Here is a 17,285-nt window from a genome sequence, read left to right as displayed (position 1 = left end):
GTATACCGCTCGCCTTGCCCTGGCCAATCTCGATGCGTACACTGAATCTCATTCAGTACACGGAATGAAGAATTGCCGCACACCGGCGGCACCGCCCTGAAGGAGACGAAGAACGTGTTTCTCAAGAACGCTTGGTATGTGGCGTGCACGCCCGATGACATCGACGGCAAGCCGCTCGGCCGCAAGATTTGCAACGAGTCGATGGTGTTCTACCGCGCGGCGGACGGCCGGGTCGCCGCGCTCGAGGACTTCTGCCCGCACCGCGGCGCGCCGCTGTCGCTGGGATTCGTGCGCGACGGCGTGCTCGTGTGCGGCTATCACGGGCTGGAAATGGGCTGCAACGGCAAGACGGCCGGCATGCCGGGCCAGCGCGTCGGCGGCTTTCCGCCGATCCGCAGCTTTCCGACGGTCGAGCGGTACGGATTCGTCTGGGTGTGGCCCGGCGACGCGTCCGCAGCCGATCCCGACAAGCTGCCCGCGCTCGAGTGGGCCGAAGATCCGGCCTGGGCACACGGCGGCGGCCTGTATCACATCCGTTGCGACTACCGGCTGATGATCGACAACCTGATGGACCTCACGCACGAGACCTACGTGCATGCGACGAGCATCGGCCAGAAGGAAATCGACGAAGCGCCGCCGAAGACGACCGCCAACGGTGACGAAGTCGTCACGAGCCGCTTCATGGAGAACGTGATGCCGCCGCCGTTCTGGCGGATGGCGCTGCGCGGCAACGGGCTGGCCGACGACGTGCCGGTCGACCGCTGGCAGATCTGCCGCTTCACGCCGCCGAGCCACGTGATGATCGAAGTGGGCGTCGCGCATGCGGGCCACGGCGGTTACGACGCGCCGGCCGAGCTGAAGGCGTCGTCGATCGTGGTCGACTTCATCACGCCGGAGACGGACACCTCGATCTGGTATTTCTGGGGGATGGCGCGCAACTTCCGGCCCGACGATCACGCGTTGACCGCCGAGATCCGCGAAGGCCAGGGCAAGATCTTCGCCGAGGATCTCGACATGCTCGAGCGCCAGCAACTCAACCTGGAGCAGTGGCCGGACCGCAAGCTGCTCAAGCTCAACATCGACGCCGGCGGCGTGCTGTCGCGCAAGGTGATCGAGCGGCTGCTCGCCGACGAAAACGCGTCGAGCCCGCAGCGGCCCGTGATTCCGGTCGTGCAGATCAAGGAGGCGTCATGAGCGCCGCGACGCTGACGGTCCGGGTGGCCCGCAAGTGGCAGGAAGCGCGCGACATCTGCGGTTTCGAATTCGTCAGCGATGACGGGTCGCCCTTGCCGCGCTTCGACGCCGGCGCGCATATCGACGTGTATTTGCCGGGCGGGCTCGTGCGCCAGTACTCGCTGTGCAACCACCCCGAACTCGGCGATCGCTACCAGATCGCAGTGCTGCGCGATGCCGAGGGCCGCGGCGGATCACGCGCGATTCACGACGAAGTCCGGCAAGGCGATACCGTACGGATCGGCATGCCGCGCAATCAATTTCCGCTCGCGCCCGACGCCCCGCACCACCTGTTGCTCGCGGGCGGGATCGGCGTCACGCCGATTCTCTGCATGGCGGAACGGCTGTTCTCGTCCGGCGCGCCCTTCGACATGCACTACTGCGCGCGTTCGACCGATCGCATGGCCTTCGTCGAGCGGATCGACGCAGCCGGGTTCCGCGATCGCGCCCGCTTCCACGTCGACGACGGCCACCCCGCGCAACGCCTCGACCTGCCCGCCGTGCTCGCCGCGGCGCCTGACGGCACGCACCTCTACGTATGCGGCCCGCGCGGCTTCATGGAGGCGGTGCTGAACGCCGCACGCGAGCGCAACTGGGCCGACGAGCGGCTGCATTACGAGTTCTTCGGCGGCGCGGTTGCGTCGTCCGGTGCGGATCGCGCGTTCCAGGTCCGCATCGCGAGCAGCGGCAAGGTGATCGACGTGCCGGCCGAATGCACGGTCGTCGCCGCGCTGGCGGCCAACGGCATCGATGTGCTCACGTCGTGCGAGCAAGGCGTCTGCGGCACCTGCGTGACGCGCGTGCTCGAAGGCGAGCCCGATCATCGCGATTCGTATCTGACGGAAGCGGAACAGGCGGCCGGCGACCAGTTCATGCCGTGCTGCTCGCGATCGCGAAGCGATCTGCTGGTACTCGACCTGTAGATCTGTAGACGGACCGCCCGACACGCGGCGGCCAATCACAATACTGGAGACGATCAATGGCGCAACATGCCCGGCCACCGATCAATACTACTAAGTTCCCGGTCGACCGATGGTGGGTCGCCGCGCTGTCTTCCGAACTGACGGACAAACCCGTCGCCCGCACGCTGCTCGGCCGCCCGGTCGTGCTGTTCCGGATGCCGTCCGGGGAAGTCGGCGCGCTGGAGGATCGCTGCTGCCACAAGTCGCTGCCGCTGTCGTGCGGCTCGCTCGAAGCGCGCGGCCTGCGCTGCGGCTACCACGGCCTGCTGTTCGACCGCGACGGAACCTGCGTGGAGATTCCCGGGCAGGACCGGATTCCGGCAAAGGCGTGTGTGTCGTCGTATCCGGTGCGGGAACAGGATGCGATCGTGTGGATCTGGATCGGCGCCGACGCGCATGCTCAACCGACCTGCGCACCGCCGCCCTATGCGTTCCACACGGATCCGCAATATCGGTTCGGCGGCGGCAACTACCATTACGACGCGCCGTATCAGCTGATTCACGACAACCTGATGGACCTGAGCCACCTCGGCTATGTCCATCTGAAAACGATCGGCGGCAACGCGCCGCTGCACATGGGCGCGGAAACCCGCGTCAGCAGCGACGGCGACACGGTGACGCTGGTGCGCCGGATGCCGGATTCCGACCCGCCGCCAACGTACACGGCCGCATGGCCGTTCGCGGGCCGGGTCGATCGCTGGCAGGAAATCGAATTCCACGTGTCGCATATCCGGATCTGGACCGGCGCGATGGACGCCGGCACCGGCGACCTGCTCGATCCCGCGCGCGGCGGCTTTCACATGCGCGGCTTCCACGGCATCACGCCGGAGACGGACACCACCACGCACTATTTCTGGACCGTCGCGACCAATCCGCAACACGACGTCGAACGCGTCGCGCAAACGGTCATCGAGCAATCGGCGGCGACGTTCGACGAGGACAAGACCGTGATCGAAGCGCAATACCGGAATCAGCTGCGGTTTCCCGGAGGCCGCCAGATCGACATTCACGTCGACGCGGGCCCCAATCGCGCGCGGCGCGTGATCGAGCGACTGCTGCAGCAACCTGAACCCGTGTAACCGTCGCGCCGGCGCGCGAACGACGCCTGCTTGTGGCTGCAGGCATCCCCGCGGTTGGCCGCCGGCACATGCATTCGCGTTCGCCACGCTTGCTGCAGCCGGCTTCTGTTTTTCCCATTCGATTAGTCATACTATTTTTATGAAGGATCTTTGACGTGAGTGCAAATATCCGCAATACGATCGACGCATCCCCGATGAGCGCGTTCCAGACGATGGCGGTCACGGCCTGCGTCGTGCTGAACATGCTCGACGGCTTCGACGTGCTGGCCATCGCATTTGCCGCGCCGCATCTGGCCGCCGAGTGGAAACTGAGCGGCAAGGAAATCGGCCTGCTGCTGAGCGCGGGGCTCGCCGGCATGGGCATCGGCTCGGTGCTGATCGCGCCGCTGGCCGACCGCGTCGGCCGCCGCCGCATCATCCTGCTCTGCCTCGCCGTGATCTCGACCGGGATGCTCGCCTGCGCGGCCACGCACAGCACGCTGCAACTCGCGATCGCACGGGCCTACACAGGGCTCGGCATCGGCGGCATGCTGGCGAGCCTGACCGTCATCAGCGGCGAATACGCATCGAACAAATGGCGCAGCGCCGCGATCGGCATGCAGTCGACCGGCTACGCGATCGGCGCCACCGCCGGCGGGGTCATCGCCGGCTACCTGCTGTCGACGTGGGGATGGCGCAGCGTGTTCGCGTTCGGCGGCATCCTGACCTTGATGGCGATCCCGATGGTGCTCGCACTGCTGCCGGAATCGCTCGACTTCCTGCTGGCACGGCGGCCGGACGACGCGCTGCAGAAAATCAACCGCATCCTCGCGAGAATGAAGCGCGCGCCCATCGACGCGCTGCCGGCCGTGACGGCGTCCATCCACACGACGGGCCCCGCGTCGAACTGGACGGCCGTGCTGCGCGCACCGCTCGCGCGCCGCACGATCGCGCTGTGGATCGCGTTCTTTCTCGTGATGGGCAGCTTTTATTTCGTCGTGAGCTGGACGCCGAAGCTGCTCGTCCAGGCCGGACTGTCGGCATCGCAGGGCGTGACCGGCGGCGTGCTGCTCAACCTCGGCGGCATCGTGGGCGCGTCGCTCTTCAGCCTGCTGTCGACCCGGTTCGGCCTGCGCAACCTGCTGGGCGCGACGCTGCTGCTCGGCGGCGCGCTGATGGTCGTGTTCGGCGCGAACACCGGCTCGCTCGGCATCGGGATGACCGTCGCGGTGTTCCTCGGCGCCGTGATCAATGCGTGCGTGGCCGGCATGTATGCGTTGTCGCCGACACCCTACCCCGCCGAGATCCGCACGACCGGCATCGGCCTCGCGGTCGGCATCGGTCGCCTCGGCGCGATCCTGTCGCCGATGACGGTCGGTGCGCTGCTCGACGACGGCTGGTCCGTGCCCCATCTCTATCTTGCGTTCCTCGTGCCGATGGCCGGCGCGGCGATCGCCGTCGCCGTGGCAGGCGCGCGTGTCGCGGCGCCGCAGCGGCAGCGCGACCCGGCGATCTCGTAACGCGCGACGCACGCGGCCCTGCCGATACCCGTCGGCATCCCGGACATGTCCGGGGCATTAGAAAAATCGATAAGTAGATCTACATACTGTTTGGAGACAGCCATGAAAACGAAACTGGGCGTCGCATTCGCGACGGCGATGGCGCTGGCCGGACCGGCCTGTGCGCAAAGCAGCGTCACGCTGTACGGGATCATCGATACCGGCGTGTCCTACTACAACAACGCCGCGCGCGGCGGATCGTTCACCGGCATGCCGACGCTGACCGGCGAGGTGCCGTCACGCTGGGGCCTGCGCGGCACGGAGGATCTCGGCGGCGGCTATCAGGCCTTCTTCGTGCTCGAAAACGGCTTCCAGCCCGGCACCGGTGCGCTGAACTACGGCGGGCGTCTGTTCGGGCGGCAAGCGAACGTGGGCGTGAACAGCCCCTTCGGCACGCTGACCCTCGGCCGACAGATGAACATGTCGATGATCGTGCTGACCAATGCCGACGTGATCGGTCCGTCGATTCATTCGATGGCCGATTTCGACTCGTATCTGCCGAACGCGCGCAGCGACAACGCGATCGGCTACAAGGGCACGTTCCACGGCGTGACGCTCGGCGCGACCTACAGCTTCGGCCGCGATGCGGCCGGGCCGGCGGGACCGTCCGCGACGGGCTGCGCGGGACAAGTGCCCGGCGACATCGTCGCCTGCCGCCAATACACGGCGATGCTCGCCTATGACGCGAGCAATTTCGGGCTCGCCGCGTCGCACGACGTGATGCGCGGCGGCGGCGGCGCGCTCGCGCCGCTGAACAATCCCGCGTACACCGACACGCGCGACATCGTCGCCGGCTACGTGAAGATCGGTCCCGCGAAACTCGGCGCGGGCTGGATCCGCCGCAATCTCGCGGCGGCCGCACACCTGCAGGCCGATATCGTGTTCGCCGGCGGCACGTACTACGCGACACCCTACCTCGCGCTCGACCTGCAGGGCGTGCGCTACCTGCAACGCCGGGAAAACGGCGAAAGCGGCACGAACGCCACGCTCCTCGTCGGCCGAGCGAACTATTTCCTGTCGAAGCGGACGACCGTCTATACGTCGGTGGGCTACATGTTCAACAGCACGCTGGCCGCGAACGCGGTCGCCGCCGGCGGGACGGTCGGCACCGGGATGAATCAGCTCGGCGTGATGGCCGGCATCCAGCAGAAGTTCTGATTGCCGGACACCGTTCGTCGAGCGCGACGTCGCGCTGCACGCGACGTGACAGGAATTTTTGCCGCTACGGCAGCAGACGGCCTGCGGCCCGGTAATCGCGATGACCGAGCCGTATCGGCCTCGTTGCAATTGCAAACGATTCTCATTACGTATATCATGCGCGTCCTGCCGCGGCGAATCAGTGAAGCGCCGCGGCCCGCGCCTTCATCCTTAGCACGCCGTCCATTCATCGATTCATGCCATCCCGTCGACTGCCCCGCCGCGCGCGGACCTTGCGTCCGTGGCGCGCGAGCCTGCCTGCCCTGATCACTCTTTGCGTCGCAAGCGGCGCGCATGCGGATGCCGACCCTGCCGCCACGGCTTCGGCGGCCACGTCCTCGCCGTCGTCGACGCCCGCGCCATCCGAACGCGAACTGCCGACGATCAGCGTCAGCGCATCGGCGGCCGCCGATCCGACCGTCGGCTACCAGCCGCGCACCAGCAGCGTCGCCGGCGGCGACGATCGTCCGCTCAAGGACATTCCGCAATCGGTCGCCGTGGTCAGCAGCAGCGTGATGCAGGATCAGCAGGCGCGCTCGCTCGACGACGTGCTCGGCAACATCAGCGGCGTGACGCAGACCAACACGCTCGGCGGCACGCGCGACGCGTTCATCAAGCGCGGCTTCGGCTCGAACAACGACGGCTCCGTGCTCGTCGACGGCGTGCGCACACCGGTGCTGCACAGCTATCTCGCGACGATCGACCGCGTCGAAGTGCTGAAGGGCCCCGCTTCGCTGCTGTACGGGATGCAGGACCCGGGCGGCGTGATCAACCTCGTCACGCGCAAGCCGGAAGAAACGTTCGGCGGCTCGATCTCGGCCTCGCGCACGAGCCACGGCGGCAGCAGCGCGCAGTTCGACCTGACCGGTCCGCTCGGCAAGCCGGGCCAGATCGCGGGCGGCACGCTCGCGTTCCGGCTCACCGGCGAATACGATACGAGCCGCTACTGGCGCAGCTTCGGCCGCGAACGCAACGCGCTGATCGCGCCCGCGCTTTCATGGCACGACGCGAACACGTCGATCGACGTCAGCTACCAGTATGTCGACTACACGATGCCGTTCGATCGCGGCACCGTGCTCGTGAACGGCCGCCCCGACGATGCGCTGCGCTATCGTCGCTACGAGGAAGCGTGGGCGCAAAGCGGCGGGATCCAGGAAACGTTGCGCGCGCGCATCGAGCACCGCCTCTCCGACGCATGGCGCGTGCGCGCGACCTACGGCTGGGGCCGCGACCGCTACGATCAATACATCACCCGCGCGACCGCCTTCAACGCCACGACCGGCGCGCTGTCGCGCACGTCCGACGCGAACCTCGGGCGCAACGACTCCGACCAGATCGCGACGCTCGGCCTGCTCGGCAACCTGACGCTCGCGGGGATGAACCACGCGCTTTACATCGGCGGCGAATACGAGCGCCAGCGCAGCTTCCGCGGCGACACGATCCGCGGCGCCGCGACCAAGGGCTTCAATCTCTACGATCCCGTCTACGGCCTGCTCGCGCCCGGCGGCACGATCAGCACGAAGCAGAGCGATTCGCTTTCGAAGGTGCACACGTACTCGATGATCGTACAGGACTCCGTAAAGATCACCGACCGGCTCACCGCGGTCGGCGGGCTGCGCTGGGAGGACTGGCAGCAGGAATCCGGGATGGGGCGGCCGTTCGTGTTCGCCGACCGCTCGCACGGCAACGTGTGGCTGCCGCAGTTCGGGCTCGCCTATGCGCTCACACCCGCGCTGACCGCCTATGCGAACGTGAGCCGCTCGTTCAAGCCGAACGTCGCGTCGAACGTGGCCGCACCGCTCGCGCCGGAATTCGGCCGCGTGCTGGAAGCCGGCCTGAAGTTCAGCCTGAAACCCGGCATCACCGGCACGCTCGCGGCCTACCAGATCGACAAGCGCAACGTCGCGGTCACGGTCGGCGACATCACGTCGACGATCGGCACCGCGCGCTCGCGCGGGATCGAACTCGACGTCGCGGGGCAGCTCACGCGCCATCTGAGCCTGATCGGCAGCTACGCGTACACGAACGCGAACGACCGCGACAGCAACACGCCGCTCGTCAACGTCGCGCGCCACACCGGCAGCCTGTTCGCGGTGTACGACACGGCGATCGCGAACCTGCCCGGACGCTGGCGCTTCGGCGGCGGCGCCCGGCTCGTCGGCGCACGGCCCGGCGACACCGCGAACAGCTTCACGCTGCCCGGCTACGTGACCGTCGACGCATTCGCGGCCTATGAAACGACGATCGGCAAGTTCCCGACACGCATCCAGCTCAACGTGAAGAACCTGCTCGACAAGACCTACTATCCGTCGAGCAACAGCAATCTGATCGTCGCCGTCGGCGAGCCGCGGCTCGTCACGCTGACGACGACGGTGTCGTTCTGACGCACCTTCGTGCGGACGGCCGCGGCCTGGCTCGCGGCTAGTCCGCCGTGGGCGGGCACACCCGATAGAACACGACGCTGCACAGCACCAGGAAGCCAGCGAGGATGATCATGCCGACCCGGAGGCCTGCGTAGCCGATGATCATCGCGCCCAGAATGCCGGACAGGCTCCCGCACGCGTTGATCAATGCGAAGCCGGCCGCCGCCGCCGGGCCGGACAGCACGCGCCCCGGCAGCGTCCAGTAGATCGGCATCAGTGACAGGATGCCCGACGTCGCGACGGTCAGCATCACCACGGCGAGCCAGAAATTGCCGTGCGCAATCGTCGCCACGAACAGGCCGATCGCGGCGAGCGCGACGGGCACTACACCGTGCCGTCGCAGCCGCCCGGATTGCTCCGCGCGCTTCGCGTTCACGTACATGCAGATCGCCGCGACGCCGAACGGGATAGCCGTCAACAGCCCGACGTTCAGGCTGGAGGAGACGCCCGCATCGTGAAACAGCGTCGGCATCCAGAACGTCAGGCCGTAGAACCCGGTGTTGAACAGGATCATCACGACGATCAGCGCATAGATCTTCGGCGACCGGAATGCATCGGCCACGCGATGCGACTTGAAGGCGGCCTCCTTCTCGACATTCGCTTCGATGATCTGCTTCTCGCGCGGCGTCAGCCAGTCCACGTCGGCCGGCCTGTTTCGCAGCAGCATCAGGATGACGATGCCCAACAGCACCGACGGCAGCCCTTCGAGCAGGAACAGCCACTGCCATCCGCGGATGCCCGCCACCCCGCCCATCGTCTCCATGATCGCGCCGGATAGCGGTGCGCCGAACATGACGGCGATCGGCAACGCCATCAGGAACAGCGAGTACATGCCGCTCTGACGTCGGGCCGGCAGCCACGTATTCGTGTAATACATCACGCCCGGGACAAAGCCGGCTTCGCAGACGCCCAGCAGGAACCGCAGCGAATAGAACGCGACTTCGTTCCTCGAGAAGACCATCAGGATCGACACGATCCCCCAGGTGATCATGATTCGCGCGATCCACGCTCGCGCGCCGACATGCCGCAGGATCAGGTTGCTCGGGATCTCGAACAGCATGTAGCCCCAGAAGAACACGCTCGCGCCGAGCGCGAACGACGCATTCGTCAGGCCGAAATCGGCCGCCATCTGCAATTTCGCGAAACCGATGTTGACGCGGTCCAGATAAGACATGATGAAGCCGAGGAAGAACAGCGGGACGATCCTCAGTATCACTTTCCGGTACAACTCATCTTCGTTCCGTGTCTCGATGCTTGCGTCCGGCGCAAGCGCGACATCCGCCCTCATGGTCAGTTCTCCCAATGAAAACAAGCGTCTTTGCAGCGATGGGGTCGATCCGTCATTCCGTTCCGGCGCGCCCGCCGTCGTGTCGTCAGCGATGCGGCGACGCCCGGCGCTCCGCGAGCGCGAGCACGTCGGCCCAGATGCCGTCGTCGACGGCGATGCCGTGTCGCCGCTGTTCGGTCCGCGTGCGCAGCGCGCTCTGCCCCGGGTAGAGCACTTCGTCGCTGCCTTCCGCCAGCTCGGACGTGTTCACGTAGTCCGCCACGCCGTCGGCCACTTGGCTCGTGAAGGCTTCGCCGCCGAGCTTGCGCGGGTCGATCACGATGAAGACCTGCGAGCATCCCGTGCAACTTCCCTCCTGAATCGCATCGATCCCGTTCGTCGCAAGTCCTTCGGACAGCACCGCCGCGAGCACGTCGAGCACGATCGCGAACCCCGAACCCTTCCAGTAGCCCATCGGCAGGATCCGCATCGACGCTTCGATCGGGCCCGGCTCGGCGGTCAGCTTTCCGTCGCTGTCGAAGCCGGCGGGGAACGGCATGTTCTTCCCTTTCAGGCGGGTGGCCTGCAGCTTTCCGTACGAGTACTGCGACATCGCCATGTCGAGCACGATATGGCCGCGGTCCCGCGGCACCGCCATCACGAACGGGTTGTTGCCGACGCGCGTGTTCTTGCCGCCCCAGCCGGGCATGCAGGATTCGGTGTTGGTCCAGCAGATCGCGATGTAGCCGCGCTCGGCCGCGTGCCAGCCATACGTGCCGCCGCGCATCCAGTGGGTCGCATTGCGCATCGCCACGATGCCGACGCCTTGCGCGTCGGCGATCTCGATGGCCCGCTCGGTCGCGGACAACGCGTTGAGAATGCCCGGCCCGCGCTGGCCGTCGCACACCTCGATCGCGCCGAATTGCTTGACGCGCACGCGCGCTCCGTCAGGATTCACCCACCCCTTGTCGAGATAGTCGATGAATCGCGCCACGCGATTGATGCCGTGCGAATTGACGCCGTCACAGGTCGATTCGGTATGCACCCTCGCACAGATTTCGGCGTCGTGTTCGCGCATGCCGGCATTCACGAGCGCCGCATGGATCGCACGTTGCATTTCCTCGAACGGAATCCGGGTCACGATGCATGTCTCCTGATGTTGGATATCGATGTGTCCGATCCCGGGTCCGCCCTCGACGCGGCGCGCGGGATTCGCGCCGCACCGGCCCGCCGTCGGCGAGCGATCACGTCATTCGGCCGTGGCCGCGCGACATGCACAACGCGCCCCGGCCGGCTACACGAAGCGGTATCAGCCGCCCGCGAAATCGAGCAGGATCTTGCAGCTTTTCTCGGGATTGCGCTCGGCCATCTCGAACGCCTGCGCGACGTCGCGAAAACCTACCTTGTGCGTGACGATGTGCTCCGGCTGGATCAACCCGCGGGCAATCCAGTCGATCACCTGCGGGAACATCGCGCAGTTCAGCCGCGACGCCGCGAGCGTCAGCTCCTTCTTCGTCAGCTCCGCCTGCACGATCGCCGACGGCTCCGACGAAAATCCGAGCACGCCGATCCGGCCGGCCGGCGCGGCGATCCGCACGGCCTCCTCGAGAATCGACGGATGGCAGACCGCATCGAAGATCACCGTCGGGCCGCCGTCGACGCCGCGCTTTTCCAGCGCGTCGGGCAGCGACTCGACGCTCGTGTTGATGACCTCGTCCTCCGCCGCGCCGCATTTGCGCGCGAGCTGCAGCCGCGCGTCGAGCCGATCGGTGATGAACGCACGAATGCCATACACGCGCTTGAGCACCTGCAGGATCGTCAGGCCGACGGTGCCGGCGCCGTAGATCAGCGCGACATCGCCCGGCAGCACGCCGGTGCGCGACGTCGCGTTTGCGGCCACCGCGAACGGCTCGACGATCGCCGCGCAGGTGTCGGCGATCGCGTCCGGAATCCGGTACGCATTGTCGGCCGGCACGCACGTGTACTGGCTGAAGCCGCCGTCGCGATGCACACCGAGCACGGTCAGGTGCCGGCAGACGTTGCGCCGGCCGATCGTGCACGCATGGCAATGCCCGCAGCTGATCACCGGATCGACCGCGACCGTCTCGCCGAGCCGCGCGGCATCGACGCCCGCGCCGACCGATTCGATCGTGCCGACGAACTCGTGGCCGATGATGCGCGGGTACGACACGAACGGATTCTTGCCGTGAAAGATGTGCAGGTCCGACCCGCAGATGCCCGCATAGCGCACCTTCACGCGCACTTCGCCGGCGGCGGGCGCGGGCAGCGGCACCTCGCGCACGGCCATGCTGTTCGGACGATCGACAACGACGCTCAACATTTCAGTTCTCTCCCTCGGATCTTCGGCGCTCACCAGTTCCACATCGAACCGTCGCGCAGCCGGGCAACCGGCAGGTACGCGCGCTCATACGGATATTTCGCGGCCAGCGCCTCGTCGATGTCGACGCCGAGGCCCGGCACGTCGTCCATCACGAGATAGCCGTCCTCGAAGCGGTAGCTGTGCGGAAACACTTCATCGGTCAGCGCGCTGTGCGGCATCAGTTCCTGGATGCCGAAGTTCGGCGCCCACAACCCGAAGTTCACGGCCGCCGCCATGCACACGGGCGACAGGTCGGTCGCGCCGTGGAAGCCGGTGCGCACCTGGTACATCGCCGCGTAATCGGCAATGCGCCGCACGTGCGTGATGCCGCCCGCGTGCACGATGGTCGCGCGAATGTAGTCGATCAGCTGGTCGCGGATCAGGTCCTTGCAATCCCAGATCGAGTTGAATACCTCGCCGACCGCGAGCGGTGTCGTCGTGTGCTGGCGGATCAGGCGGAACGCTTCCTGGTTCTCCGCGGGCGTCGCGTCCTCGAGCCAGAACAAGCGATGCGGCTCGAGATCGCGGCCGAGCCGCGCGGCCTCGATCGGCGTGAGCCGGTGATGCGCGTCGTGCAGCAGGTGCGGCGCATCTCCGACCGCGTCGCGCACCTTGCGGAACAACTCGGGCGTGTGGCGCAGGTAGAGCGCGGTGTCCCACGGTTCCTCGGGCGGCAGCCCTTTCTCGGCGGGCTCGTACGCGCCGGCCGTCTTGCCGACGCCGTACACCTTGTCGAGCCCCGGCACGCCCGACTGCACGCGGATCGCGCGATAGCCGGCCTCGATGTGTGCGCGCACCGCGTCGACCGCTTCCTCGTGATCGCGCCCGTTCGCGTGGCCGTACACCATCAGGCCGTCGCGGCTCTTTCCGCCGAGCAACTGGTAGACGGGCATGCCCGCGAGTTTGCCGAGGATGTCCCACAGCGCCATGTCGATCGCGGCGATCGCCGTCATCGTCACGGGCCCGCGCCGCCAGTACGCGCCGCGATACAGGTATTGCCAGATGTCTTCGATTTTGCGCGGGTCGCGGCCGACGAGGCACGGGAACACGTGGTCTTCCAGGTACGCGCGCACCGCGAGCTCGCGCCCGTTGAGCGTCGCGTCGCCGAGGCCGTATACACCTTCGTCGGTCACGATCTTCACCGTCACGAAATTGCGGCCCGGACACGTGACGATGATCTGCAAGCGTTCGATTTTCACTGCGCTCCTCCAGCGGGCGTTTCAGTCGACAAAGTAATGCGGCGCGCGGCTGCGCACGTCGGGCAGGTGCGAGCCGATCCGGTCGACGTGCGCCGCGACCGATGCGCCGAGCAGCGCCATGTTGCGCGACGCGATGTGCGCGAGGATCTGTTCGTGTTCCTGCAGCGCGCGGCGCGCGTGATCCTCGACGCGGTCGAGCAGGAGCCAGCGCACGCGGTCGAACTGGCGCTTCATCGGTTGCAGCATTTCCCACACGTGCGGCCGGCCCGCGAACGCGAACATCCGGCCGTGCATCGCCTCGTCGAGATCGAAGAACGCTTCGACATCGCCGGCCGCCACGGCCTCGCGCTGCGCATCGATGATCCGCGACAGTTCCGCGAGCTGCGCCGGCGTGATCTTCTGCGCGAGCTCGACGTGGTTCGCGCATTCGAGCGTGCTGCGCGCGAAGCGCCCTTCCTCGAGGATCGACACGGGAATCGGCGCGACCAGCGTGCCGACCTTCCGGATGATCTGCACGAGCCGCTCATCGGCGAGCTGCGCGAACGCTTCGCGCACCGGCGTGCGGCTGACCTTGATCGTCGTGGAGATCACCGCCTCCGACAGCGCGGTGCGCGGCGGCAACGCGCCGCGCACGATCGCGTGGCGCAGCAGCGCATGCACCTGATCCGTATACGACCGGCTCTCGTCCAGCGAGAACCCCTGCAACGCCGTGACCACGACGTCTGCTTCTTCCAGTGCTGCCGTTTCGCTCATGGTTGCGATTGATCTGGCTTGATATCGATGTCTACCATGGTACATAAGCAATCGAATTCAGACGATCTAGCGTTTACACCGATAACTTCGCGGTGAAACTCGAAATAACCTGCACGCACTCCACCATCTACCATGGTACAACTCGTTGCCAATCGTCATGTCATCAGCCCCCGATTTCCTGCGCACCGCGCCGCCAGGCACGCGCCGCCCCGGTTATGACCGGCAGGCGGTCCGCACGGGCATCGTCCATCTCGGCCTCGGCGCGTTCCATCGCGCGCATCAGGCGCTGCATACGGATACGGTGCTCGAACAGGGCGACCTGCGCTGGGGCATCGTCGGCGTCGAACTGCGGCGGCGTCATACCGTCGACCTGCTCGCCGCGCAGGATCACCTGTACACGGTGACCGAACGCGACGGCCAAGGCGCGCGCACGCACATCGTCGGCGCGGTGCACGGCGCGCTGTTCGCACCCGAATCGCTGCCGGCGCTGCTGGCGCTGATTGCCGATCCGGCCGTGTCGATCGTCAGCCTGACCGTCACCGAGAAAGGTTATTGCCGCCGCCCCAGTGGCGGTCTCGATGCCGACGATCCCGCGATCCGCCACGATCTCGCAACACCCGACGCGCCGCGCACCGCGCTCGGCGTGATCGCGGCCGGCCTGCGGCTGCGGCCGGCCCATGCGCCTCTGAGCGTCGTCAGCTGCGACAACATGACGTCGAACGGCGACACGTTGCGCGCGCTGATGATCGACTACGCGGAACGCATCGACAGCGCGCTCGCGCGGCGCATCCGCGACGACGTCGCGTTCCCGAACAGCATGGTCGACCGGATCGTGCCGGCCGCGACGCCCGAATCGCTCGACTGGGCACATGCCCATCTCGGCGCGCGCGACGCGGCCGCGATCGTCTGCGAGCCGTTCTCGCAATGGGTGATCGAGGATCGCTTCGCCGGCCCGCGCCCGCGCTGGGAAGATGCCGGCGCACACCTCGTCGGCGACGTGCGGCCCTACGAGACGATGAAGCTGCGGCTGCTGAACGGCTCGCATTCGGCGATCGCGTACGCGGGGCAATTGCGCGGCCGTGCGACCGTGTCCGATGCGATGGCCGATCCGGCGATCGCGGCACTCGTCGACGGCGTGATGACGCGCGACCTGCTCGCGACCGTCGACGTGCCGGCCGGATACGACGCGCACGGCTATTGCGCGACGCTCGTGCAGCGCTTCCGCAATCCGACGCTCGCGCATCGAACCGAACAGATCGCGATGGACGGCACGCAGAAGGTGCCGCTGCGCTGGCTGCCGGCGCTCGGCGAAAGCGCGGCGGCCGGTGCCGAGCGACCGTACCTGGAACGCGCGCTCGCGCTGTGGCTGCACTACCTCGCCACCGCGCATGACGAATCGGGCCGACCGCTCACGATCAGCGATCCGGGCGCGGCCACGCTCGGCGCGACGTTGTCCGCGGCCGGCGATTCGACCGGCGCGGTTCGGGCCGCACTCGGCAGCACCGCGCATGCAGGCTCGGCCGCGTGGCCCGACACATTGATCGCGCGCGTCGGCGAGCACCTGTCGACGCTGCGCGCGGGCGGCACCGATGCGCTGCTCGCGCCATTGCACGCGCGCTGAACGACCGTTTACCCGGTTCGCGGCAATCGACGCGAACCGCGCAATACCCTGCCCGCCGAGGTCCACGACGACGCGGCAAACGATCGACAAGACAACACATGACGGCCGGCCCACCGGCACGAAGGAGACGGAGATGAAGCAGAAGTCGCAGGCATGGTTCACGGTATTCCTGCTGTTCCTGGTGTACGGCATCAACTATCTCGACCGCGTCGCGCTGTCGATCGTCGCGCCGATCGTGCAGACCGATCTCGGCATCGACGCCGCACAGATGGGCCTCGTGTTCAGCACGTTCTTCATCGGCTACGCGCTGTTCAATTTCATCGGCGGGCTTGCGTCCGACCGGCTCGGGCCGAAGCTCGTGTACGTGCTGTCGGTCGGGCTGTGGTCGGTGTTCTGCGGGATGACCGCGCTCACCGTCGGCTTCGTGAGCCTGCTGATCGTGCGGCTGCTGTTCGGCATGGCCGAAGGGCCGCTGTGCTCGGCGGCCAACAAGATGGTCAACAACTGGCTGCCGCGCGACGCCGCCGCGACCGCGATGGGCCTGCTCAGTGCCGGCTCGCCGCTCGGCGGCGCGATCGCCGGGCCGATCGTCGGGCTGCTGGCCGCGCAGTTCGGCTGGCGACCGGCGTTCTGGATCGTGTGTGCGATCGGGCTCGTGTGGGTCGTCGTGTGGATGATGTCGACGACGGACCGTCCGGCCACGCCGGTCGGCGATGCCGAGCGTGCGCCCGCGGCAACGCTTGCCGCAACGCCCGCCCACGCCGCCCCTGCCGCTGCCCCTGCCGCCGCCGGCACGGCAACGCCCGCGCACACGCTGTCGCACTACGTGCGCCAGCCGCGCATCCTCGCGACGGCCGCCGCGTTCTTCAGCTACAACTACGTGTTGTTCTTCTTCCTGAGCTGGTTCCCGAGCTACCTCGTGCGCGCGCACCATCTGAACATCAAGGAGATGAGCATCGCCACCGTCGTGCCCTGGCTCGTCGGCACCGTCGGCCTCGCGTGCGGCGGCGCGATCTCGGATGCGCTGTACCGGCTCACCGGCAACCTCCTGCTGTCGCGCCGCATCGTGCTCGTCACCTGCCTGCTCGGCGCCGGCGCGTGCGTGGCCGTCGCGGGCGCCGTGCAGTCGACGCAAGGCGCGGTCGCACTGATGTCGGTATCGCTGTTCTTCCTGTACGTGACGGGCGCGATCTACTGGGCGATCGTGCAGGACGTCGTGCATCCGGCGCGCGTCGGCGGCGTCAGCGGCTTCCTGCATTGCATGGGCAGCCTCTCCGGCGTGATCGGGCCGGCCGTGACCGGCTTCATCGTCGAGCGCAGCGGCTCGTTCGCGTCCGCGTTCGTGCTGGCCGGCGCGATCGCACTGGCAGGCGCGGTGCTGGCCGGCGTGTTCGTGCGCAACGTGCGGCCGTCGGAAGTGCTGCGCGAACGCGCCGCGCACTGACCTTTCACGGCTGACGAAGGCCGCGCGATGCCGCAGACGTCGGCGCCGCGCGGCCTTGTCGTTTCCGCCAATCATCGGACCCTCGAATATCTCCCATCCGATATCGCGATTTCCGCCGTCGAGCGCGCGCCTCTAGACTGGCTACGCGATGGCGACGCATCGCCGCGACACGGCGATGCGTCACGCCCC

The 17,285-nt window shown here is 67.3% G+C and carries 13 protein-coding genes; 8 read left to right on the top strand and 5 right to left on the bottom strand.

Features of this window, described 5'->3' with window-relative positions; translation table 11 throughout:
- The first annotated feature begins 114 nt into the window (after window positions 1–114).
- From WS45_RS00770 to WS45_RS00745, 6 genes are all read left to right on the top strand, one after another.
- A complete protein-coding gene (locus WS45_RS00770) occupies window positions 115–1,194 on the top strand; it encodes an aromatic ring-hydroxylating oxygenase subunit alpha (RefSeq protein WP_059697641.1) in 1,080 nt (359 codons plus the stop codon).
- Window positions 1,191–2,156 carry a PDR/VanB family oxidoreductase gene (locus WS45_RS00765; RefSeq protein ID WP_059697622.1) on the top strand — a complete coding sequence of 322 codons (966 nt, stop codon included), beginning with the start codon at window positions 1,191–1,193 and terminating at the stop codon, window positions 2,154–2,156. The genes WS45_RS00770 and WS45_RS00765 overlap by 4 nt, the downstream gene beginning before the upstream one ends.
- Before the next feature lie 56 nt (window positions 2,157–2,212).
- Window positions 2,213–3,274: a Rieske 2Fe-2S domain-containing protein gene (locus tag WS45_RS00760; RefSeq protein ID WP_059697621.1), complete on the top strand. Its 1,062-nt coding sequence runs from the start codon at window positions 2,213–2,215 to the stop codon at window positions 3,272–3,274.
- 155 nt (window positions 3,275–3,429) lie between these two features.
- Window positions 3,430–4,773: an MFS transporter gene (locus WS45_RS00755; protein WP_059697619.1), complete on the top strand. Its 1,344-nt coding sequence runs from the start codon at window positions 3,430–3,432 to the stop codon at window positions 4,771–4,773.
- Between the two features lie 102 nt (window positions 4,774–4,875).
- A complete protein-coding gene (locus tag WS45_RS00750) occupies window positions 4,876–5,970 on the top strand; it encodes a porin (protein ID WP_059697618.1) in 1,095 nt (364 codons plus the stop codon).
- Window positions 5,971–6,206: 236 nt separating this feature from the next.
- The gene (locus WS45_RS00745) at window positions 6,207–8,393 is read left to right on the top strand and encodes a TonB-dependent siderophore receptor (RefSeq protein WP_059697616.1); all 2,187 of its coding nucleotides are present in this window, start codon (window positions 6,207–6,209) and stop codon (window positions 8,391–8,393) included.
- A gap of 37 nt (window positions 8,394–8,430) precedes the next feature.
- Here the strand turns inward: WS45_RS00745 and WS45_RS00740 are convergent, their stop codons facing one another.
- The 5 genes from WS45_RS00740 to WS45_RS00720 form a co-directional block, all read right to left on the bottom strand.
- Window positions 8,431–9,720 (bottom strand): MFS transporter, encoded by a 1,290-nt coding sequence (locus WS45_RS00740; protein ID WP_059697614.1) that lies wholly within the window; start codon window positions 9,718–9,720, stop codon window positions 8,431–8,433.
- An 85-nt stretch (window positions 9,721–9,805) separates the two neighbouring features.
- The gene (gene yiaK, locus WS45_RS00735; protein ID WP_059697612.1) at window positions 9,806–10,840 is read right to left on the bottom strand and encodes a 3-dehydro-L-gulonate 2-dehydrogenase; all 1,035 of its coding nucleotides are present in this window, start codon (window positions 10,838–10,840) and stop codon (window positions 9,806–9,808) included.
- A gap of 168 nt (window positions 10,841–11,008) precedes the next feature.
- Window positions 11,009–12,040 carry a Zn-dependent oxidoreductase gene (locus tag WS45_RS00730; protein ID WP_059697610.1) on the bottom strand — a complete coding sequence of 344 codons (1,032 nt, stop codon included), beginning with the start codon at window positions 12,038–12,040 and terminating at the stop codon, window positions 11,009–11,011.
- 29 nt (window positions 12,041–12,069) lie between these two features.
- The gene (gene manD, locus WS45_RS00725) at window positions 12,070–13,278 is read right to left on the bottom strand and encodes a D-mannonate dehydratase ManD (RefSeq protein WP_059697608.1); all 1,209 of its coding nucleotides are present in this window, start codon (window positions 13,276–13,278) and stop codon (window positions 12,070–12,072) included.
- Between the two features lie 21 nt (window positions 13,279–13,299).
- Window positions 13,300–14,031: a GntR family transcriptional regulator gene (locus WS45_RS00720; protein ID WP_059532528.1), complete on the bottom strand. Its 732-nt coding sequence runs from the start codon at window positions 14,029–14,031 to the stop codon at window positions 13,300–13,302.
- A 157-nt stretch (window positions 14,032–14,188) separates the two neighbouring features.
- Here WS45_RS00720 and WS45_RS00715 point away from each other — a divergent pair, with 157 nt between their 5' ends.
- Window positions 14,189–15,652 (top strand): mannitol dehydrogenase family protein, encoded by a 1,464-nt coding sequence (locus tag WS45_RS00715; protein ID WP_156436980.1) that lies wholly within the window; start codon window positions 14,189–14,191, stop codon window positions 15,650–15,652.
- Between the two features lie 133 nt (window positions 15,653–15,785).
- Window positions 15,786–17,096: an MFS transporter gene (locus WS45_RS00710; RefSeq protein WP_059697604.1), complete on the top strand. Its 1,311-nt coding sequence runs from the start codon at window positions 15,786–15,788 to the stop codon at window positions 17,094–17,096.
- The last annotated feature ends 189 nt before the right edge of the window (window positions 17,097–17,285 follow it).

The sequence above is a fragment of the Burkholderia sp. RF2-non_BP3 genome (assembly GCF_001522185.1).
In the GTDB taxonomy this organism is placed as follows: Bacteria; Pseudomonadota; Gammaproteobacteria; order Burkholderiales; family Burkholderiaceae; genus Burkholderia; species Burkholderia diffusa.
The sequence above is the reverse complement of the archived record's forward strand: the minus strand, read 5'-3'. Positions and strand labels throughout refer to the sequence as shown.